This window comes from Microcoleus sp. FACHB-SPT15 (assembly GCF_014849525.1).
Taxonomy (GTDB): domain Bacteria; phylum Cyanobacteriota; class Cyanobacteriia; order Cyanobacteriales; family Coleofasciculaceae; genus Symplocastrum; species Symplocastrum torsivum.
Window position 1 is genome coordinate 93,376 of the sequence record NZ_JACJNU010000072.1, and the last position, 21,739, is coordinate 115,114.

14 protein-coding genes and 1 pseudogene are annotated in these 21,739 nt (G+C 46.3%); 6 read left to right on the forward strand and 9 right to left on the reverse strand.

Translation table 11 applies throughout. From position 1 onward, the window contains the following. Positions 1-476 precede the first annotated feature (476 nt). From H6F98_RS32440 to H6F98_RS32450, 3 genes are all read right to left on the reverse strand, one after another. Positions 477-737, reverse strand: a complete 261-nt coding sequence (locus H6F98_RS32440) for a hypothetical protein (RefSeq protein WP_192222862.1) — start codon at positions 735-737, stop codon at positions 477-479. A gap of 364 nt (positions 738-1,101) precedes the next feature. Next, positions 1,102-2,943 carry a calcium-binding protein gene (locus tag H6F98_RS32445; RefSeq protein ID WP_192222863.1) on the reverse strand — a complete coding sequence of 614 codons (1,842 nt, stop codon included), beginning with the start codon at positions 2,941-2,943 and terminating at the stop codon, positions 1,102-1,104. Further along, complete coding sequence (locus tag H6F98_RS32450) at positions 2,921-3,247, reverse strand: hypothetical protein (protein ID WP_192222864.1); 327 nt, start codon at positions 3,245-3,247, stop codon at positions 2,921-2,923. The genes H6F98_RS32445 and H6F98_RS32450 overlap by 23 nt, the downstream gene beginning before the upstream one ends. 107 nt (positions 3,248-3,354) lie before the next feature. Between H6F98_RS32450 and H6F98_RS32455 the strand changes: the two genes are divergently transcribed. The 4 genes from H6F98_RS32455 to H6F98_RS32470 all read left to right on the forward strand — a co-directional run bounded on the left by H6F98_RS32455 (position 3,355) and on the right by H6F98_RS32470 (position 8,083). Next, entirely contained in the window at positions 3,355-4,059 is a 705-nt protein-coding gene (locus H6F98_RS32455) for a J domain-containing protein (protein ID WP_192222865.1), read from the forward strand. A 127-nt stretch (positions 4,060-4,186) separates the two neighbouring features. Beyond that, positions 4,187-5,059 carry a 6-carboxytetrahydropterin synthase gene (locus tag H6F98_RS32460; RefSeq protein ID WP_192222866.1) on the forward strand — a complete coding sequence of 291 codons (873 nt, stop codon included), beginning with the start codon at positions 4,187-4,189 and terminating at the stop codon, positions 5,057-5,059. A 272-nt stretch (positions 5,060-5,331) separates the two neighbouring features. Next, positions 5,332-6,411: a tetratricopeptide repeat protein gene (locus tag H6F98_RS32465; protein ID WP_192222867.1), complete on the forward strand. Its 1,080-nt coding sequence runs from the start codon at positions 5,332-5,334 to the stop codon at positions 6,409-6,411. 142 nt (positions 6,412-6,553) lie between these two features. Continuing rightward, on the forward strand, positions 6,554-8,083 hold the full coding sequence (locus tag H6F98_RS32470; RefSeq protein WP_192222868.1) for a DNA phosphorothioation-associated putative methyltransferase: 1,530 nt from the start codon (positions 6,554-6,556) through the stop codon (positions 8,081-8,083). A gap of 54 nt (positions 8,084-8,137) precedes the next feature. On the opposite strand, the gene H6F98_RS32475 is transcribed toward H6F98_RS32470, so the two are convergent. Further along, entirely contained in the window at positions 8,138-8,956 is an 819-nt protein-coding gene (locus tag H6F98_RS32475; protein ID WP_242058799.1) for a pentapeptide repeat-containing protein, read from the reverse strand. 162 nt (positions 8,957-9,118) lie between these two features. On the opposite strand from H6F98_RS32475, the gene H6F98_RS32480 reads away from it, so the two are divergent. Then, on the forward strand, positions 9,119-9,982 hold the full coding sequence (locus H6F98_RS32480; RefSeq protein WP_242058800.1) for a ferritin-like domain-containing protein: 864 nt from the start codon (positions 9,119-9,121) through the stop codon (positions 9,980-9,982). Positions 9,983-10,533: 551 nt separating this feature from the next. After that, complete coding sequence (locus H6F98_RS32485) at positions 10,534-14,577, forward strand: GAF domain-containing protein (RefSeq protein WP_192222869.1); 4,044 nt, start codon at positions 10,534-10,536, stop codon at positions 14,575-14,577. 83 nt (positions 14,578-14,660) lie between these two features. Here the strand turns inward: H6F98_RS32485 and cysK are convergent, their stop codons facing one another. The 5 genes and pseudogenes from cysK to H6F98_RS32510 all read right to left on the reverse strand — a co-directional run. Beyond that, positions 14,661-15,623 (reverse strand): cysteine synthase A, encoded by a 963-nt coding sequence (gene cysK, locus H6F98_RS32490; RefSeq protein WP_192222870.1) that lies wholly within the window; start codon positions 15,621-15,623, stop codon positions 14,661-14,663. Between the two features lie 90 nt (positions 15,624-15,713). After that, on the reverse strand, positions 15,714-16,151 hold the full coding sequence (locus tag H6F98_RS32495) for an Rrf2 family transcriptional regulator (protein ID WP_192222871.1): 438 nt from the start codon (positions 16,149-16,151) through the stop codon (positions 15,714-15,716). A gap of 168 nt (positions 16,152-16,319) precedes the next feature. Then, positions 16,320-18,377 (reverse strand): iron uptake porin, encoded by a 2,058-nt coding sequence (locus tag H6F98_RS32500; protein WP_192222872.1) that lies wholly within the window; start codon positions 18,375-18,377, stop codon positions 16,320-16,322. 386 nt (positions 18,378-18,763) lie between these two features. Then, positions 18,764-20,818 carry an iron uptake porin gene (locus H6F98_RS32505; RefSeq protein WP_192222873.1) on the reverse strand — a complete coding sequence of 685 codons (2,055 nt, stop codon included), beginning with the start codon at positions 20,816-20,818 and terminating at the stop codon, positions 18,764-18,766. Between the two features lie 660 nt (positions 20,819-21,478). Continuing rightward, positions 21,479-21,739, reverse strand: a pseudogene (locus tag H6F98_RS32510) (photosystem II D2 protein (photosystem q(a) protein)); the annotation flags it as partial.

Consider the following 21,739-nt stretch of genomic DNA (forward strand, 5'->3'; position numbering starts at 1 on the left):
AATTTAAGGTTGCCAATCAATAGAATTTAATGCTATTTTATAGACTTATTGTGTTGTTTTTATTAGAGAAATATAGTTTTCTAGATTTTACTGAACCACCCTTGACTGGAGAATAAAACCAAAAGAATCCCAATCATTAAGTGCTTTTTTCTATCTGACTGAGAGCTATTAATTTTTTCACAGAGTTTAGCGACTCCAATTAAATATCAGGTCGCTATTATTGGTTTATACGGTGCTTTTAGGAGAGCATCCGGACAAGTTTGCGGTTGAAGAGGTCTTCAATCGTAGCTTAATGTATAGTTTTGGCTATGCAGCTTGTCCGAATCTAAAAGACTAATACAAATAGCTAGAGGCGTTGGCAAGCAATAGAGTAGTCTGCTATTGGTTGACCATCGCTATCAGGTAGATGAGGGCTGGCAGTTGTTGTACCCTGCTCCTCTGGTACTTATGAGTTGTTGTTATGTGATGTAGGAGCGTTACGAATTGTTTGGTGATTCCTGCTCCTGTTTTAGCAGTTGCTCTTTGGAATCGCCCCAGTAGGCACTGTAAGTCCAGACTTCGTTGTTACCCTTTGTCTCTACCGACCATCGATAAATAGCTGAGTTCGGGTTAACCCCAACCTCAATTAGCTTAGCACCCATGTAGTACTCCATCTGCCGTTTTGTCATGTCCTTTGCTACATCAGGTTGGCTTTTTCTCAGGGTTCGGGACATCTGGGCTTGTGTGGGTCTTGGCATCTTTTATTTTCTTAAGCAAATGTACTTATTTCATTATTAACGCTCTTGATTAGGAGTTGGGTGGTATCGTCCCAATCAAGTTTTGGGCTAACTCCAAAAGTTTCTCGGCACGGGTAATTTGCTCGTTAGCTTGTTCAATAGTGATAGCATTTCGCAAGTCCCGCGCTCTAATTACGAAATAACTAATGATAATCAGTGTAATAAAAGGAAGTAGCGCCCTGAGGCGCTACTTCCCCACTCTCTCAAATGATTATCGATTGGCAACCTATCCAGTTTCTTTAGGAGCTTTGATGGGTGAGAGTTTCTGCGTTTTGCACCGGAAACTAGTCTAAACTCCAGTCCTAGTGCAGAAGGTGTACGTTCACTAGACTGGGGTTAGTAAAACACTAGTACTAAAGGCTAACGCCACAAATAAGTCAGCCGAGTCTGACACCACAGCCACTCTGTCACCTAAGCAGAGAATTTCGGTATCGAGAGTCGAACTGCCAGTCCCAAAATCTCCAACCCTAAACTGGTAGGCATTAGCATTGAACAAAGCGGCATCAACTGTAATGGTATCTTGCTCAAACGGATTCCAATCTGTGATCGTAGCGTAGCCAGCTCCCAGGTAGAAAGCATTCCCTAAGCCACCCAGAACGAAAGAATCACTTCCGGCTCCACCTGTCATGATGTCAAATCCTTCAAAGCCTGAGAGGATGTCGTTACCCGTACCGCCGAGTAGGGTGTCACTGCCAAGACCCCCATACAGCACATCATTGCCAGCGCCACCGTCGAGAGAATTAGAGGAAAAGTCTGCGACATCAATAGCATTAGCATTGATAATGTCATTTCCACTGCCACCGATCAGGAGATCAGCTCCTAAGCCGCCATAAATATCGTAGTTACTAGAAGACAAACTAGCATTGACGATGTCACTGCCATTACCAGCATCAATGAACTCAAGCGTACCGACTGTACCCACATCATAAATACCATCGTTGCCATCACCACCGAGCAGAGTGTCAATGCCAAATCCACCGAGTATGGTGTCATCCCCGTTACCTCCATCAAGATAGCTAGAGGAGAAATCTGCGGCATCTGGGGCATCACTATTGATATAGTCATCTCCATCTCCACCGTATACGGCATCAGCTCCTAAGCCGCCATAGATGGTGTCGTTACCACCGAAACCAAAGACGCTATCATTCCCACTGCCGCCCAGCATGAAGTCGCTGCCAATCGCCCCAAACAGCACATCATTGCCAGCGCCACCATCGAGAGTGTTAGAGGAAAAGTCTGCGACATCAATAGCATTAGCATTGATAATGTCATTTCCACTGCCACCGATCAGGAGATCAGCTCCTAAGCCGCCATAAATATCGTAGTTACTAGAAGACAAACTAGCATTGACGATGTCACTGCCATTACCAGCATCAATGAACTCAAGCGTACCGACTGTACCCACATCATAAATACCATCGTTGCCATCACCACCGAGCAGAGTGTCAATGCCAAATCCACCGAGTATGGTGTCATCCCCATTACCTCCATCAAGATAGCTAGAGGAGAAATCTGCGGCATCTGGGGCATCACTATTGATATAGTCATCTCCATCTCCACCGTATACGGCATCAGCTCCTAAGCCGCCATAGATGGTGTCGTTACCACCGAAACCAAAGACGCTATCATTCCCACTGCCGCCCAGCATGAAGTCGCTGCTAAGACCTCCGTACATCAAATCATCGCCAGCACCACCGTCGAGAGCGTTAGAGGAAAAGTCCGCGACATCCACGGCATTGGCATTGATATAATCATTTCCACTTCCACCGACCAGGACATCAGCTCCTAAGCCGCCATAGATCACGCCACTACCAGAAGATGAGCTGTAGTCTATGAAGTCATTGCCATTGCCGCCATCAATATAGTCACTCGTACCAACTGCACCGTAGTCATAAATAGTATCGTCACCATCACCGCCTAGCAGAACGTCGTTGCTACTGTTCCCAATCAGCGTGTCGTTGCCATTACCACCATCAATATAGTTAGGATCGTCAACAAAAGAACCTGGAAGACCACCGTCTAAAAAGTCGTCCCCATCTCCACCGAGCAGGGAGTCAAGCCCGCTACCTCCATATATCGTGTCGTTACCCCCGTAGCCAGCGAGGAAGTCGTCAGCAGCAGAGCCTTGTACGGTGTCGTCGAAATCAGTTAGAAGATAGATTGCCATTTTCAGTTGCTCTTAAATTCAGGTAGAGGTGAGAGGTTGTGCAGAATGCCTTGAAGAGCGAGCTTTCATAAAGAGGAAAGTCTTCTAGGCGGTGCTGCTGTATGTCTGTATCTCCTGACTTAGTACCCCTTATGCAGTTTTTTGAAAAAAAGAGCGATCGCTTTTCTAACGAACTAGACGAACAGTTAGAGACATGAGCATTTAGGGAGAAACGCGATCGCTGTCCCGTTATTACATTTCCTTCCGAACCGAAACGTTTTACCCGTTGTGAGAACAGGTAATGCGCTAGCTTGAAAGTTGACAACTAGTTTCCACTCAGTAGCCTGCACATAGGAGTGCAGGTACAGCGAACAATTGATAAACCTGGCTACAGGTAAACCTTTATCCTTTGAACGTTTTAAGACTATTCAAATGTCAGACTCTAACCACTACCACACCCTGGATGTCAGCCCCAAAGCTACACCATCGGAGATTAAACAGGCTTACCGACGCCTAGCCAAGCGCTTTCATCCAGATAGTAAGAGTGAAACTGCTGATCCCGAAAAAATTATTCAGGTCAATGCTGCCTACGAGGTTCTAGGTGACCCGACGCGCCGCCGCTCTTACGACCAACAGCTACAATACTTTTACCCCCAAACAGAATTCCAAAATCGCCAACAGCGTACGGCTAAGGCCCAACAACACTATCAACGTCATCGGCAACGCGCAAGAAATGCAGATGCACAGCTCAACGAGTGGTTACACGAGGTTTATGAACCCGTCAACCGTCTGATAAGCCGTATCCTTAATCCTCTAGACGCTCAACTCGATGACCTGTCCGCAGATCCCTTTGATGATGAGCTGATGGAAGAGTTCCAAGCCTATCTAGAAGAGTGTCGTCATTACCTCAATCAGGCTCAGCTTACTTTTCGTTCTCAACCCAATCCTCCCACCGTTGCAGGGGTAGCAGCTAGTCTCTACTACTGCCTTAATCAATTGGGAGATGGCATAGAAGATCTATCACTATTCACCCTCAACTACGACGACCATTATCTACACACAGGTCAAGAACTCTTCCGAATCGCAGCAAGTCTGCGCTATGAAGCTAAAGATGCGGTTAGAGACATCGCTTATTAGTAAGCTATCAAAGCCTAAAACCTCCTCTCCTTCTTGTGAACTACTAGAAATTGCCAGCAAAATTCGTTTATCCTGGAAACAGCTTCAGTTTACGGAACTTCACACTCTCTGATTAACCATAGAACTAATGGAATGCATCATTAACCGCCGCTCTCAGTTCTCAGCGAGTCACCGCTATTGGTTACCAGAGTTGACTGAAGCTGAGAATGTTCAGCAATTTGGTGCCTGCACTCAGTTCCCTGGACACGGACATAACTATGTTCTGTATGTCTCTCTGGGGGGGGAGCTGGATGAGTATGGCATGGTGCTTAACTTATCTGAAGTCAAGCAGGTGATTAAACGGGAAGTCACTAGCCAACTGGACTTTGCCTATCTCAACGATGTTTGGCCAGAATTTCAACAGACCCTACCCACCACAGAAAACATGGCACGGGTGATTTGGCAACGGCTTGCTCCTCACCTGCCACTCGTACACATTCAGCTATTTGAACATCCAGAACTTTGGGCTGACTATCAAGGAAACGGTATGGAAGCACATCTCACCATTAGTACTCACTTTAGCGCCGCTCATCGGCTCGCTCATCCTGACCTCAGCTACGAAGAAAATAGCGAAATCTATGGGAAATGCGCTCGTCCCAACGGTCATGGACACAACTACCACCTGGAAGTAACCGTTAAGGGTGAAATTGATCCACGCACTGGCATGATTGTTGATCTAGGGGCTTTGCAAAAGGTCATCGATGATTATGTTGTAGAACCGTTTGATCATACATTCCTTAACAAGGATATTGCCTACTTTGCGAAGGTGGTTCCGACTGCTGAAAACATTGCCATTCACATTCGTGACTTGTTGCAACAGCCAATTCAAGAACTAGGAGCAAGCCTTTATAAAGTTAAATTAATTGAAAGTCCTAATAATTCTTGCGAAGTTTACTGCAACCAAACGACTTCTAATTCAGCAACAACGCAGGTAGGCGAACCGATCCTAACCTCTGTATAGAGGGATAGCGACTAACACTAGCAGTATTAGTAATGGACACTAACGGTATTACTAATGCTAGAGTTTTGATGAGCTAGGAAAAAAGCTCTAGGAATGCCAACCTATTTGTTGTTTCAGGGTGTGCAGCTTTTGGCGACATTTCACTAACAGGTGCTGGTGAAGAAATAGTCGCGAGTGGGAGATAGATTTAGCGCCATGGCGCTAGAAACAGCTCCCTTGGCATCTAAACAAAATCGCAGCCAGACATCCGAAGAGCATGAGAGGCAATAGGTATGGAAAACCGGTTGCCGTACTATGACGGCAAACATGACGGTTGTCTATTAAAAGAGGAGCGCCAAACAGTGGTTCCTCTGCAAGACAACAACAATCAGGACGAAGTCTTAAAGCAAATACCAGCTTGTGGTAGTCAACCCGAACAGCTACTAGAGCAAGGTATTGAGCAGCAAAAGAATCATCAGTTTGAGGTAGCACTCGAATCGTTTAACAACGCACTAAAAGTTTATACGGAACAACAAAACCAGCGAGGAATAGGAAGAGCGTTAGGCAGTTTGAGTCTAACGGTTTATTCGTTGAGCGAGTTCTCCCAAGCGATCGCGTATGCCGAAAGAAGCCTAGAGGTTGCCCGTGAAGTGAATGACAAACGCTTAGAAGGGCAAGTGTTGGGGATTTTGGGCAATTCTTTCCGTCATCTGGGTAACTTGCCACAAGCGATCGCGTTCGGTGAAGAAAGCTTACTAATTATGCGGCAACTCCAAGACCAACCCGGAGAAGTTGCGGCATTGAACAACATAGGGCTTGCTCATAAGGCGTTGGGCGATTTGCCAAACGCGATCGCTTATCAAGAGCAAAGTTTGGAAATTGCTCAGACGTTGAGCGACCATCAGACTCAAGAACAAATTCTCAGAAATCTTGGTAATGCTTGCTATGCCATGGGGAATTATCCCAAAGCGATCAGGTATTATAGGCAGCGACTAGCGATCGCACGCCAATTGGGTGATTACCGCCTAGAACGACAAATTCTCCGAAACCTCAGTAATGCTTGCTATGCCCTAGGTGATTATCCTCAAGCAATTGAGTATAGTCAGCAACGGCTGCTAACGGCTAGAGAAGTAGGCGATCGCCGCTCAGAAGAACAAGCACTAGGTAGCCTAGGAGTCGCTTATGATGCCTTGGAGGATTACGCCCAAGCCATTGAATACTATGAACAACGCCTCAATGTTGCCCGTGCTATTCCTGACCAAAGGGTAGAAGCGCAAGCACTAGGCAGTTTGAGGGTCGCCTACTATGCTCTTGGAGATTATGCCAAGGTTATACAATACCACGAGCAAGGTTTAGCGATGCGTAACCGCTAAGACAGAAGGCAACGGGTTACAGAATCAAAAAATGAATCGAGCAATAGAGGCAGTGAAAAAATATATTTTTCCCACTGCCTCTATTCATCTAGCGATGAATTCTGTTAGCAGGTATATTATCTGAAATGCTTCGGATTCAGCTATGGTTGCTCCACTCCCAGAAGCCCCTGAAATCGAACGCCACAGAGCCGCAATCGTCCGAACTGACCTTTCTAAGCCGGTACGATTGGCAATAGAAAGTGCAATTTTAAGCAAAGATACCACGTTTTTTGACTATGGCTGTGGTCACGGTGGTGATGTTGAGCGCACGGCAAACCAAGGCTATATCAGTGCAGGTTGGGACCCCTATTACCAACCAAACACTCGTATAAGTCCAGCCGATATCGTCAACCTGGGCTACGTCATCAACGTTATCGAAAACCCTACCGAGCGTCGTGAGAGCCTCTGCAAGGCTTGGGAACTTACTCAAAAAGTCTTGATTGTGTCTGCCCAAGTCTTGATTGACGAACGCAGTAGCGGTCAAATTGCCTATGGTGATGGCATCGTGACCCGTCGCAATACCTTTCAGAAGTATTACGAACAAGAAGAACTCAAAGCCTATATTGACCAAGTTCTTGGTGTCGATGCAATTCCCGTTGCTTTGGGTATCTACTTTGTTTTTCGAGACGAAGCGCAAGCGGAGAACTTTCGGGCATCTCGCTTTCGTTCCCGCACTACCACTCCCAGAATCCGCGCCAACATTAAACGATTTGAGGACTACCAGGAACTTCTTGCTCCCTTAATGGCATTTGTGACAGAACGCGGACGCCTCCCTGTTAGCACTGAACTGGCGAACTTTCCTGACATTCTCTCGGAATTTTCCACCCTGCGCCGTGCGTTTCAAGTCATTTTACAAGCTACCGACGAAAGTGAATGGGATGCGATCGCCGAAAAACGCCGTCAAGACCTCCTGGTTTACCTTGCACTAACACAATTCAGCCGCCGTCCCAGATTCAGCAATCTCGACAGTACCGTTCAAAATGACATCAAAGCCCTCTTCGGCAACTACAAGCAAGCCTGCGCCGCTGCCGACTTGATGCTAATTAGTGTGGGAGATAACCGCCTCATTGCCAACTGCTGTAAACGCAGCAATATCGGCAAACTCCTACCTAGCGCACTCTACGTCCATATTTCAGCACTAGAAAACCTCAATCCTCAACTGCGGCTTTATGAAGGTTGCGCTAGCCGCACGATTGGGAGAATGGATGGCGCAACCTTAGTCAAATTCAACATCAACGTGCCGAAAATCTCTTACTTGTTCTATCCCGACTTCGACACAGACCCTCATCCGGCATTGCAAACCAGTATGCAGATTGACCTGCGGGATTTACAAGTAAGCTATCGTGACTACGACACATCAGACAATCCCCCAATCTTGCACCGCAAAGAAACCTTTGTAACACCCGACTACCCACTCTATGAGAAGTTTGCCCGACTCACTCATCAAGAAGAAAATTGGGGACTACTCAACCAAACCAGCACGATTGGCACCCGTAAAGGTTGGCAAAAATGTTTAAAAGAACACTGCGCTGAACTTAAGGGGCATCGCGTTTACTGGCGTAAAGATGCTGACCCTTACCGAGTCAAACTTCTACTCTCTGCCCGTAACCGGAATAAGGGGAGTAGGGAGTAGGGGAGGCGAAGCAAAGAGAGTATTCCTATCAGGTAACTGCTGATAGCTGAACGCTTAAAAGGGCGAAATTAACTTAAACAGCAGCGAACCGATAGAGACTAAAGCTCCCCCTAAAGAAAAGCCCCCTCTTCGGGCTTTGGGAGGGTTCTGGGCAACTTCAATCGCTTGAATCACATTCTGTGATGTCTGGTAGCCCTCTGTATTGCCTTGGGTAGTAAAGAGTTCACCTGCTTTATTTGCATCTTCAGTCGCTTTCGCTACATCTCTGAGGCGGAAATAGGCAACTCCACGACCGAGGTATGCTGGAGCAAAGTCGGGTTTGATAATCAGCGCTTGATTATAATTCTCGATCGCAGCAGCGAAATTGCCTCGTTCAGCTTCAACGACACCCCAAGCATAGAAATCTTCCGCTGTTCCAGCATATTGAGGGATGCCAACGGTTCCTTGCACATAAGCGGTACTCAGACTGACACCGAATAACTGGGCATTGACGAGCAAGGCATTTCTGAGGTCGGTGCTAGTGAGGTTTGCTCCACTCAGATTCGCTCCAGTGAGGTTTGCCCCATTCAAAGAAGCACCAGTAAGGTTTGCACCGCTAAGGTCAGCCCCTGTCAAATTCGCACCACTGAGATTAGCACGACTTAAGTCTGCTCCACTCAAGTCTGCCCCGGCTAAGTTAGCCAAAACTAAACCAGCACCAGTAAGGTCACATTGGGAACATTGCTTAATTGAAAGTAACTGTTGGGTATGTTGTAGATTTTCAGCATAGGCAGTCGTACCCAGACTGGTTGTGGTTAAAAGAGCAGTTGTGGTGAGGAGGGTGCGTTTAATATTCATAACCATCACAGAAAGGAATGAGCTACGCGCTGCCATGAGAGCATCATGGGTGAATACTTATAGGGTATTACGAAGTTTTAATGAAATATAGCGGTTTTCAGTTGGATTAGGGACAGCAGAGGTGTGTGAAACTTGCGTAGAAACCAAGGAAAACAAAAAAGCTGATAGCTGACGGCTTTCTGCTGTAAAAGCGGAAATTTGATTAATTTTCGTGCTGTTCAACTGTATCAGTCTGGGCGATCGCAACCAGAAAACCAAGCTAGCATTAGATTTGTAAGCTTTATACACGCTTATCGGTATTTTATGAACTTCTTAACTCACATTCTGCACTTAGTCGGGTCAAGCGCCGTTGCTTACTACTCTGCTAGCAGTCTGCGTGACCCCAAAACGCGCCCTAATGTTCTTGCTGGGTTTCAGTTAGCAGAATCGGGTTCGGTTCCCTTCCTGAAAACCCTGAGTGAGCGAGCGGCTTCTGAAGGCGATACCTGGCTTGCAGAAAAACTGGCTCGTCATGCGTCAGACGAAGAACGCCACGGTCAAATTTTTGCCCACGGATTGAAACAGCTCAACAAACAAGTCATTGACTTCAAGAACTTGCCCAAAACCACTGAAGATGGCAAGCCAAATGAACGCCAACGCAGTCCCTTCTTTGCCACTTACTTTGAGGGCTACTCCCAAGAATACTTGAAACCGCAGAACATTGACTGGATTGCGTTCATGGCTAGTACCTACATTCTGGAACTAGACGCTAGCAAAGACTTTGTTCGCATGGCTAACGTGTTACCCGAAGACGAACCCACTAGCCGCAACCTCAAAAAAAGTATCCTCAGCGTTGCTCAAGATGAAACCGGACACGCTGCTTATCTTCGAGAGGCATTGGAACGTCGTTTGCCTGCTGATGCTGTCGAACGACTGATTGATGAGTGGCGGACTCGTAAGGTAAATGCAATGCTTGCTATGGTTGGTAATCTCGTCCAGAAAGGCGGAAAATCTCCCTCACTTGTACAAGATGGTGTTCCAGAAGAAATGCCAAAGGATGCTCCAGAACCCGTTGCGGCATAGAACGTTAGTTTAGGTTAGCTGCCGATTTACCTATTTGGTAGGGGAATGGGGAGTTGAGGAGAGTTCTCGCTAGATTTTCCCAGGTTCTCATCCCCTTCCTCATGAAGTAGCCAGGGGCTTGCGAATTGCTACCTCTAATCTGTCCTAAGTCTTTGTAAAGGAGGATTTATTCTCTTGAAGTAGACAATACTCTTTGTATTGATTTTTTAAACAAATCTTTAATTTCTTGACATACTAGTCACATTACTTAGAATTTTAGATTATTTTTAGATTTGTAAAGGTCAACATGATTCAGTAATAACTCTCAACTTCAGCTCGTTCATTGAGAACTTCAGGCGCAACCTGTAGGCACCGTTCAAAGAGGCAAACCTTAGATAAAAAAACCTTTTTTCAAGGAATTAGCGGTAAGGTTCCCTTAGCTATTGGGTTAAGATTGAGTTGATACTACCTTATTGTCGGTAGCCTTTTGCATCTACAGGAAACCGGGAAAAAATAAAACATACTTACTCTAGCTCTCAAAAAATACTTGATTGAGGGATAAGAGCTGAAAAATGAACTCATATCCTATACCTAATTTGCATGAGTCACGACAAGAAAAAGCTAACTTAACACAATCTCAATTGGTTAATTCTCATGGTGAAGAGGGACAGATTGAAAAATGTCAATCGCTAGATAACCAAGCCAAATTAAATTATCTCCACACGCTATATGAAAGCCTTCCTTGCATTTGCTTGACGCTTAACGTAAGGGGGGTAATTCTTTCGGTTAGCGAATTTGGTGCGACTTATTTAGGTTTTGACCCATTGGATTTAGTTAAGCAATTAGTTGAGTACATTGTTTATGTAGAAGATAGAGACGACTTTCAATCGCAGCTAATCGGCTTACAGCAACAGCCGATACAAGTGAGTCAATGGGAAGCTCGTCTTATTGACAAAAATAGCAAGATTATCTGGGTAAAAGCGATCGCACGTTTAGTTCCAAACACGGAATCGAATCCAATCATCCTCCTAGTTTGTGAAGATACTACTGACCTAAAACGGATGGAGGAGGAACAACGGGACTCACAAGAGCTACCTCGGAGTAAGTTTAGAAATACTTCCGATGAAGTTTTCATTACAGATAGCACTAATATTACTGATTTAACTGACCATCAGCGAGCTGAAGTTGCGCTACGAGAGAGTGAAGAACGCTTTCGTGTCACTTTTGAACAAGCGGCTGTTGGGATTAGTCATTGCGATTTAAATGGTCGATTTATCCGAGTCAACCAAAAATTTTGCGAGATTCTAGGTTATACCTCAGAAGAATTACTAACACGAACCTTTAAAGATATTACTTTTCCAGATGATCTAGAAGTTAGTATTAATGGAGTGCGATCGCTTCTTACTGGTGAGACTGCCCATTACTCGATAGAGAAGCGCTATGTCTGTAAGAAGGGTACTATCCTGTGGGGACATCAGACTGTATCGCTGGTGTCTGAGCCAACAGGTGAACCAAAGCATTTGGTGGCAGTGCTTGAAGATATTAGTGATCGCAAGCTTGCTGAAGAAGAATTACTCCACAAAACCCAAGCGCTAGCAAACTTCAGTTCCAATCTCAAAGAACTACATCGGCTTAACACAACACGATACAACAGTTTTGAGCCGCTGTTTTCTGATTATCTTAAAACAGGATGTGAAATCTTACAATTATCCATTGGTATTGTTAATCAACTTGATGGTCAGTCGTGCATCATTCGTTCTGTACAATCTGATATTGACTGGTTAGTTCCTGGATTGGAGCTGGAATTAAAAGATATCTATTGTGCAGCAGTCGTTCAAGAACAGAAGACTATTGCCTACAATCATGTTGGCGCCATCGAATCATTACGAAACTATCCACTCTATCAAAATCTGAAACTAGAGTCTTATATAGGCACTCCTATATTTGTAAATAGTCAAGTTTATGGAACAATAAATTTTTCTTCAACTCAAGTAAGAAGCCCAGAATTCGAGGCTTACGAACAGGAAGTGATTGAGTTGATGGCTCAAAGTATTGGTATTTTTATCGGCGCTCATCAAGCAGAAATGGAGCGCCAGCAGGCAGAAGAAGCACTGCGACAGCAATTTCTCCGGGAGCAGCTAGTCGGGGCAATTGCCCAACGGATTCACCAATCTTTGAATTTAGAGGAGATTCTAAACACTACAGTAGCGGAAGTTCGGCAATTTCTCGCTTGCGATCGCGTCGTTATCTTCCGCCTCAATGGGGATGGTAGTGGTGTTGTCGTCGTTGAGTCGGTTGACTCAAACTGGATACCCATTACAGGAACCATTATCAACGACCGCTACTTTGCACAAAGCTATGTTCAACTTTACCAACAGGGGCGAGTTCAGGCAGTCGAGGATATTTACAATGCTGGTTTAACCCAATGTCACGTTGATCTTTTAGCTAAGTTTCAGGCAAGAGCCAACTTGGTAGTACCGATTGTACAAGAGGAAAAATTATGGGGACTGCTGGTTGCTCAGCAGTGTGGGGAAACACGCAAATGGCAACCCTTGGACATTGATTTGCTCAAATCTCTCTCGACGCAAGCGGGAATTGCAATTCATCAGTCTGAGTTGTATCAGCAGGCACAAACTGAAATCATTCAACGCCAGCAAGCAGAAGCGGCACTACAGCAGCAGTTTCAGAGGGAACAGCTAGTTGGGGCAATTACTCAACGGATTCGCAAGTCGCTGGATTTAGATGACATTCTCACCTCGACTGTGGCAGAAGTGCGACAAGTCCTTGCTACCGACCGAGTGATCATTTTTCGCTTTGAGCCAGACTGGAGTGGGAACGTAGTTGTGGAATCTGTTGATTCTCCTTGTGATTCCATTCTGGGAACGAACATTTACGACCCCTGTTTTGAGGAAATGTATGTCTTGCCTTACCAACAGGGTCGGGTGAAGGCAATCGAGGATATTTACAAGGCTAAGTTAGGGCAGTGTCATCTTGATTTACTAGTTCGGTTCCAGGTTAGAGCCAACTTGGTGGTACCAATTTTGAACGGTGAGAAGTTGTGGGGGCTATTGATTGCCCATCACTGCTCAGAACCCCGACATTGGCAGCCTTATGAAATAGACTTACTTTGTTCCTTAGCCTCCCAAGTTGCGATCGCAATTCAGCAAAGCCAGCTATATGAACAAGCTCAATCCCTAGCAAAACGAGAGCAGGCACTCAATCAGGTTACTCAAGCGATTCGCAGTTCTTTGGACTTAAATACGATTTTTTCCACAACTGTGCGTGAGATTGGCGAACTTCTACAAGTAGACCGCGCTCACATCGTGCAATATTTACCAGAACAAAAGCTTTGGTTACATGTATCAGAGTATGGTAGATACCCAGACCTCCCAGCGGCACTAGGAAGAGAAATTCCCGATGAAAATAATCCAATTACCGACCGACTGAAGTGCCTAGAAGTTGTCAGAATTGATAATACCGAGACTTTTGAAGACGAGGTTAATCAAGGCTTAGCGCAAGCTTTTCCAGGAGCTTGGTTGCTGGTTCCCCTACAATTTGGCTCCGAAATTTGGGGAAGTATTACTCTAAGGAAGGACACCGGGCCTTATTGCTGGCAAGATTCGGAGGTGGAGTTAATCTGTGCCGTTGCTGACCAAGTTGCGATCGCAATTCAACAAGCCGAACTCTACAAGCAAAGTTGTACCGCGACAGCACAAGCCCTAAGTCAGGCTCAGCAACTGGAACTTGCCTTACAGGAACTCCAAACAGCGCAAGCGCAGTTAGTGCAAAGTGAAAAAATGTCCAGCCTTGGACAGTTGGTTGCAGGGGTGGCTCACGAAATTAATAATCCTGTCAACTTTATCTATGCAAACTTGACCTATGCAAGTGAATACACTCAAGATCTCCTGGGCTTAATCGAGCTTTACCAGCAGCAATATCCCAATCCTACGTCAGACATTCTGGCAGAGATTGAAGCAATTGAACTGGAATTTCTGAGTGAAGACCTGCCCAAACTCCTCTGTTCAATGAAAGTTGGAGCAGAGCGGATTTATGAAATTGTGCGTAGCTTGCGTAATTTTTCTCGCCTTGCCGAAGCCGAAATAAAAGCAGTCGATATTCACGAAGGTCTAGATAGTACGTTAGTAATTTTGCAAAACCGTCTGAAGTCTGTACATGGGCATCCTGGGGCTGAGGTAATTAAAAAATACGGTAACCTCCCGAAAGTGGAGTGCTTTGCAGGACAGCTCAACCAGGTATTTATGAATTTGCTCACCAACGCAGTTGATGCTCTAGATGAGCGAGACCAAGCAAGAACACTCGAAGAAATGGAAGCCAATCCTAGTGCAATCCGAATCCATACAGAACTCCTCAAGGACGACTCTGTGGTCATCCGAATTGCGGATAATGGACCTGGAATGACACCTCAGGTTAAGCAACGACTATTCGATCCCTTTTTCACAACTAAACCAGTGGGTGTTGGGACTGGTTTAGGGTTATCGATTAGCTATCAAATCGTCGTTGAAAAACACAAAGGGCAGCTACAGTGCTTGAGTGAGTTGGGGCAAGGTACAGAGTTTGTGATTCAGATTCCGTTGAGGCAGCTAAGCGAAGGTTGACACTCCTGTGCCGACAAGTCAGCTTGCGATTTGAGTTCAAATGCCCTCTCCCTTTATGTTAAGAGGGCATTTTTATCGCTGCATTAACTCAAGACAGCAGGCACTCGTGGTTCTGGGTCTTGGAACAGGGGCGTGCTTAAGTAGCGTTCGCCAAAGCTAGGCTGAACCATGACAATCAGGCGCCCCTCGTTTTGGGGGCGTTGTGCAACTTGAATAGCGGCACATAGGGCTGCTCCGGTGGAAATACCGGAAAGTAGACCTTCTTCACGGGCAAGACGACGACCATACGCGATCGCATCTTCATCCGTAACTGCAATTACTTCATCGATTAGCTCAACTTTGAGAACATGGGGAATAAATCCAGCTCCAATTCCCTGGATTTTGTGGGGACCTGGACGCCCTCCTGAAAGAACAGGGCTACTAGTAGGCTCGACGGCAACAACTTGGAAACTGGGCTTCCTTGGTTTAATGACCTCAGCGACACCTGTAATAGTGCCACCTGTACCAACACCAGAGATGAGGAAGTCCACCTGTCCATCGGTGTCTTCCCAGATTTCTTCAGCGGTTGTCTCAAAATGAATTTGTGGGTTAGCTGGATTGTTAAACTGTTGCAGCATATAGGCATCAGGTGTCGTTTCGACAATCTCCTGTGCCCGCTGAATACAGCCACTCATCCCCTGAATTCCTGGTGTCAGTTCTAGTTGAGCGCCATAAGCTCGTAGCATCGCCCGTCGCTCTGTACTCATGGTATCGGGCATTGTCAAAATGAGCTTGTAGCCCTTGGCAGCCGCTGCCATCGCTAGAGCAATGCCTGTGTTTCCCGAAGTCGGTTCTACCAAAACCGTTTTTCCAGGGGTAATCTGACCCTCCCGCTCTGCCACATTAATCATACTGACACCAATGCGGTCTTTCACGGAAGAAGAGGGGTTCATTCCCTCTAGTTTCACGAGGATACGAGCCAAACAGCCTTCAGCTTGGGGAATACGATTGAGCTGTACTAAGGGTGTCCGACCGACGAGTTCTGTAATGTTTTGGGCAATTCGCATGAGTTGTTGATTGTTAGAGGTTAATTGTTAGTTGTTAGTTGTCCTTGAGCTATTGTCATTTGTCAATGACCAATAACCAATGGCTATTGACTAGATGTAATACATGATGTCTAGTTGTCGTCTGGCATCCCGCTTTTCACTTAAATCTTGGAGTGTGTATCCTTGCAAGACATCGTGAGCGCGATCGTGAACTTCCTGCCAAACTTCGCCTACGACAGCGCTTTCTACTGTTTTTGGTGGAGCATCGCTCTTAGAGGCTTTTGAGTCTAAGCCTTCTAAACAGTTAATAATATCTAAAAGTGTGATTTTCCAGGGTTCCCGCCCCAAGACATAACCTCCTTTAGCTCCCCGTTGACTACGCACCAAGCCACCACGTCTTAATGTAGCTAGGAGCTGTTCAAGATATCGATCTGGAATATTCTGCTGGGCAGCAATTTGCCGAATTTGTAGTGGCTCTCCGTCATTGTAGTGACCAGTTAGCTCTAACAAGGCTAGAAGCGCGTACTCTGTCTTGCAGGAAAGTTCCACAGGTTTAATTAGGTGTGAAAGGCTACTCTTGCTATTATACTACGGTTAACCACTGGTGATTGATAGATTTGGGATCAGAAAAAAAATCGCCCTACCAAAAGGCAGGGCTAGTGACTCAACGTAGAGTAATAAACGTTAGCTGTTCAGTAATGATTGACAACTACCGCTTTAGAACCGGAAGGTGGTTCTGAGTGTACCAATGACAGCGTCATCATCACCTTGGTTAGGAGCCGTCAGCCAAATTACACCAGGAGTCACTGAGATGTTCTCCGATACCTGGAACTTGTAGAAGGCTTCAATGTGGTAAGGGCGATCGCTGTCACGGACATCTACATCATTGACACCGGGAGCATCAACACTACCGAGATAGGGTTGTACACCCGCAAAGATGCCCAAAATGTTGCCTTCTTTACCGAAGTCAGAGAAGGCGACACCCGCTCCATAACTCCAGATTTCAGCACCGCCCTGATCGAGCAGGATGGCATTTGTGTAAGAACCAAAGCCACTAATTGAAATATTGTTAGTCAAGCGGAAAGCGGCTTCAATCCCATATGAGTTACTGACCGTAGGAACCGCGTTGTCTAAACCTCCTGTTGATAGCAATGACCCAGTTGCACTGGGATTATTTGCGAAGAAGGTACCGACTACACCATTCCTTAACTGATCGCTGAAGGTTGTTGGTGTGGAATTCCCACTACCACCAAGACCAAATATGGGGTTCAAACTATCGTGATAACCATGGACATAGGTGGCACCAATGCCGATCCGGTCGCCGAGGTTGAAGTTTAGCTGCGCCAAAGCACCGTAGTCGCCATTGAATAAGCCAGCGTCCTCACCAGGGTTAGCGGCATTTCCCGCCAAGTAGCCAACAGTTAGTGTACTTGGACCCAAGATGCTTTCTAATGGGCCAACACCAAGACTGATTGCGGCACCTGCACCACCACCGATCCGATAAATAGGGCTTTCTGAGGCAAAGGTCGAAAGCGCACCATTACCTCCGTCCTCGTCTTGGAAGTAAGGATTCAGGGTAGGAGCGTAGTCATGATGAAGACCTCCAAAGGCAGCAACGTAAAGTCTTGAGCTGCCAAAGGGGAAGGTATACGTTAGCTTGTCTAGGGTAATATCGTTGCCATTCTCGTAGAGGTTGAAGGTTTGAGTGCCCTCGGCAGAACCAGGACTAACGTTAAAAGCCTCAAGATTACCCGCTTGCAGACGAGTCCGCAGTACATCTCGACCCGTGAAGCTGGTTTGTAGCTCTAAACGAACGCGATCGCCGAAAATGGTGTTGGTGTCATCATCATCAAACACATCATCATCATCATCGAACACGTTGCCTAAATTAATATCTCCAAACGAATCAGTGACAGCAAAGATCGCTTCCCCGACTAGTTTTGTTGTGGTGGAGAACTGATTATCTTCCAAGAACGCCACACGACCTTCTAAATCATCCACTCGTGTTCCTAATGTTGCCAGTTCTGCTTCAAATTCTTGAACTAGGCGTTGTAGCGTTTCTAAGTCTTCACGAGTCACAAAGTCAGACACACTCGCCGCAATTAACCGCTCGACTTGCTGCAAACAAGCATTTAATCCGGCAGCAAATTCATAGCGAGTTAAAGCTCTGTTGCCGCGATAGGTTCCATCTGGATAACCCGCAATACAGCCATAGCGCTCAACTAACGATTGCAGCGCTTCATACGCCCAGTCTCCCGGTGAGACATCACTTAGCTGGGTGACGTTGGTCACTTGATCGATGGTATTACTGTTCCCTTCCCGGCTGTAGCGGTTGATCTGATCTAATACATTCGAGTCGGCGGGAGCGGCTGGCGTAGCTTGAGCGAGTGTGGGGTTAACCCCTGGCGTTACAGACGGAATCGGAGCAAGCGCTTCAGTTTCTGGACTTGCTGGATTTAGCTGCTGATTTTGAGTAATCGCCACTTGAGCGGGTACATTGACTTGAGCCGTCGTTGGCTCCACTAAAGCTTTTGTTGCCGTTGTTGACAATTCTTGTGTCTGTTGAGCCGTTGGGGCTGTCACGCTGGCAATTGGCTGCGGTTGTTGAATTTCAACCTCGGCTGTTAGAGGTTGAACTGCTTCTGTTGGGTTGAGTTCATTCGCTGAGTTTACACTTGTGCTATCAACAGCGCGTACTGCACCCACAGAAACTACCAGTGTTGCACCCAAGACCGCTGGGCTGACAAGCAGAGTTTTCCACAGTAATTTCGACATCTTCTCTTATCCTCACACCTTTGCAGAAAGAGTTCTTATCATCCTTCTTAAACAATAGTACATTGTCTGCTGTAGCAACTCTTACACATTTACGAATTAATGTGAGTTCAAATAAAAGCGGCAGAACAGATAAGCTGAAAGCACTCAATTTCGTCGAGTGGATGCCTATTGTGGGGTTACTGTTGCCTGCCTACCTATGTTACGGCTTTGGTCATTGTACTTGCACCAGGTTATCCCAAACTCACATTACGGTAAGAGGCACTTTTTTCAGAGTCCCAATAGGTAAAGACATATTCGCTCTTATAAAATAGCCCCACCAAAGGCAGGGCTAGTCAATCAACCTCTTTTGAGGTTAGCTATTTGGTAATTTCTGCCGATGGTTCCCTCTAGAACCGGAAGGTGGTTCTGAGTGTACCAATGACAGCATCATCATCACCTTGGTTAGGAGCCGTCAGCCAGATAACACCAGGAGTAACTGAGATGTTTTCCGATACCTGGAACTTGTAGAAGGCTTCGATGTGATAAGGGCGATCGCTGTCACGGATATCTACATCATTGACCCCGGGAGCATCAACACTACCGAGATAGGGTTGTACACCCGCAAAAATGCCCAAAATGTTGCCTTCTTTCCCGAAGTCAGAGAAGGCGACACCAGCACCATAACTCCAGATTTCAGCACCTCCTTGACCAAGTAGGATGGCATTGGTGTAAGAACCAAAGCCACTAATTGAAATATTGTTAGTCAAGCGGAAAGCGGCTTCAATCCCGTAGGAGTTACTGACCGTAGGAACGGTGTTGCCAAAACCACCTGTTGATAGCAATGATCCCGTTGCACTTGGATTGTTGGCAAAAAAGGTACCAACGACACCATTTGTGAACTGATCGCTAAAAGCCGTTGCTGAGGCATCCCCAACAGCACCAAGACCAAATATGGGACTAAAAGCGTCGTGATAACCATGGACATAGGTGGCACCAATGCCGATCCGATCACCGATATTGAAATTGAGCTGCGCTAAGGCACCGTAGTCACCATTGAACAAGCCACCATCTTCGCCAGGGTTAGCGGCATCTCCCGCCAAGTAGCCAACAGTTAGTGTACTTGGACCCAAGATGCTTTCTAAGGGACCGACACCAAGACTGATGGCTGCACCTGCACCACCGCCAATCCGATAGATCGGGCTTTCCGTCGCAAAGGTCGAAAGCGCACCATTACCCCCGTCATAGTCTTCAAAATAAGGATTCAGGGTAGGAGCGTAGTCACTATGAATCCCTCCAAAGGCAGCAACATAAATTTTTGAGCTACCGAAGGGGAAAGTATACGACAGCCAGTCTAGGGTAATATCGTTGCCATTCTCGAAGAGGTTGAAGGTCTGGGTGCCCTCGGCAGAACCGGGACTGACGTTAAACGCCTCAAGATTACCCGCTTGCAGACGAGTCCGCAGTACATCTCGACCCGTAAAGCTGGTTTGTAGCTCTAAACGAACGCGATCGCCAAAGATTGTGTTTGTGTCATCATCATCATCAAGCACATCATCGTCACCGACTAGACCGCCTAAATTGATATCCCCAAATGAGTCAGTGACAGCAAAGATCGCTTCCCCAACTAATTTTGTTGTGGTGGAGAACTGATTATCTTCCAAGAACGCTACACGACCTTCTAGGTCATCGACTCGTGTTCCTAATGTTGCCAGTTCCGCTTCAAATTCCTGAACGAGCCGTTGTAGCGTTTCTAAGTCTTCACGAGTCACAAAGTCAGACACACTTGCCGCTATCAACCGCTCGACTTGCTGCAAACACGCATTTAATCCGGCTGCAAATTCATAGCGTGTCAAAGCTCGATTGCCGCGATAAGTTCCGTCTGGATAACCCGCGATACAGCCATAGCGCTCAACTAACGATTGCAGCGCTTCATACGCCCAGTCTCCGGGTGAGACATCGCTTAATTGGGTGACGTTGGTCACTTGATCGATGGTATTACTGTTCCCTTCCCGGCTGTAGCGGTTGATCTGCTCTAAAACGTTGGATTCAGTAGGAGCAGATGGCGTGGCTTGAGCGATTGTGGGGTTAGCTGCTGGTGCCGACAAAACAGGAGCGATCGCTTCCGTTTCTGGAGTTGCTAGATTTAGCTGCTGATTTTGAGGAATCACCACTTGAGCGGGTACATTACCTTGAGCCGTCCCTGCCTCCACTGGAGCTTTTGTTGCCGTTGTTGCCACTTCTGGTGTTTGTTGCACGGTTGGTGCCTCCAGGATGGCAATTGATTGGGGTTGTGGACTTTGAACCTCGGCTGTTAGAGGTTGTACCGCTTCTTTTGGGTTGAGTTCATTCGCTGAGCTTACACTTGTGCTATCCACCGCACGTACTGCACCCACAGAAACTACCAGGGTTGCACCCAAGATGGCTGGGCTGACTAGCAGAGTTTTCCACAGTAATTTCGACATCTTCTCTTATCCTCACACCTTTGCAGAAAGAGTTCTTATCTCTTTTTTCAACACATGGTGCCTTGTCTTCTGTAGCAACTCTTACATATCTATACTTAATGTAGATGCTGAAAAATGCGTAAGTCAGTAAGACTATGAGCTGCAAGGTTTTGAAGATCAGACGATTAATTTAGAAATTAAGCTTCTCAGTGGCTCAGCCAGCTCATTCAACAAAACAGAAACTTTTAGAAAAGCCCCTAAAAAACTATCCGCTCCCACGGGAAGTGCTTTGGTTACATCCATCACACTTAATGTGGGAGCGGTCTAGCGGGTCTTCTGATTGAAACCAGGCTGCCGGGAGGAATCTCCGAGCCAGCTCAGCAGATCAACTAACGTGATTCTCTCGAAAGAGAACCGAGCTGACTGCTAGAGAACAGCCCCGGCGCACAGCCGGCTAACTCCAACCAGATGACCCATGAATTTACTACTATCTACCATGGGCATCACCTCCTAATAATCCCTATACAGCATTTTGTCCCGTTATTTATTAGATGTCGGTCACCTTCATTCAAGATAGCACAGGTAAAAAGTTGTTGGCTGATGTTGAAAAAATACCCCTGCTAGTCGGCAGAGGTATCAAATTTACTAAACGCTAACCTGAAGTCAAAGTCAGCTATTTTTTTACAGAGCGTTACCACGAGGAAGAACTTCCTCAGGGAACTCAAAGTTCTCATGAGGCTGGTCTTGTGGAGCCATCCAAGCCCGAATGCCCTCGTTCAAGAGAATATTCTTGGTGTAGAACGTCTCAAATTCAGGGTCTTCTGCTGCTCGGATTTCCTGCGAGACGAAGTCATACGCCCGCAAGTTCAGCGCCAAGCCAATAATCCCAATTGATGCCATCCACAAGCCCGTTACAGGCACGAACAGCATGAAGAAGTGCAA

What these genes read in the sequence shown, in the direction of transcription:
- H6F98_RS32470 (WP_192222868.1), top strand. Translation starts at nt 6,554, where the DNA reads ATGGTTGCTCCACTCCCAGAAGCCCCTGAAATCGAACGCCACAGAGCC.
- H6F98_RS32500 (WP_192222872.1), bottom strand. Translation starts at nt 18,377, where the DNA reads ATGTCGAAATTACTGTGGAAAACTCTGCTTGTCAGCCCAGCGGTCTTG.
- H6F98_RS32505 (WP_192222873.1), bottom strand. Translation starts at nt 20,818, where the DNA reads ATGTCGAAATTACTGTGGAAAACTCTGCTAGTCAGCCCAGCCATCTTG.
- H6F98_RS32440 (WP_192222862.1), bottom strand. Translation starts at nt 737, where the DNA reads ATGCCAAGACCCACACAAGCCCAGATGTCCCGAACCCTGAGAAAAAGC.
- H6F98_RS32445 (WP_192222863.1), bottom strand. Translation starts at nt 2,943, where the DNA reads ATGGCAATCTATCTTCTAACTGATTTCGACGACACCGTACAAGGCTCT.
- H6F98_RS32475 (WP_242058799.1), bottom strand. Translation starts at nt 8,956, where the DNA reads ATGGCAGCGCGTAGCTCATTCCTTTCTGTGATGGTTATGAATATTAAA.
- H6F98_RS32455 (WP_192222865.1), top strand. Translation starts at nt 3,355, where the DNA reads ATGTCAGACTCTAACCACTACCACACCCTGGATGTCAGCCCCAAAGCT.
- H6F98_RS32485 (WP_192222869.1), top strand. Translation starts at nt 10,534, where the DNA reads ATGAACTCATATCCTATACCTAATTTGCATGAGTCACGACAAGAAAAA.
- H6F98_RS32460 (WP_192222866.1), top strand. Translation starts at nt 4,187, where the DNA reads ATGGAATGCATCATTAACCGCCGCTCTCAGTTCTCAGCGAGTCACCGC.
- H6F98_RS32465 (WP_192222867.1), top strand. Translation starts at nt 5,332, where the DNA reads ATGGAAAACCGGTTGCCGTACTATGACGGCAAACATGACGGTTGTCTA.
- cysK (WP_192222870.1), bottom strand. Translation starts at nt 15,623, where the DNA reads ATGCGAATTGCCCAAAACATTACAGAACTCGTCGGTCGGACACCCTTA.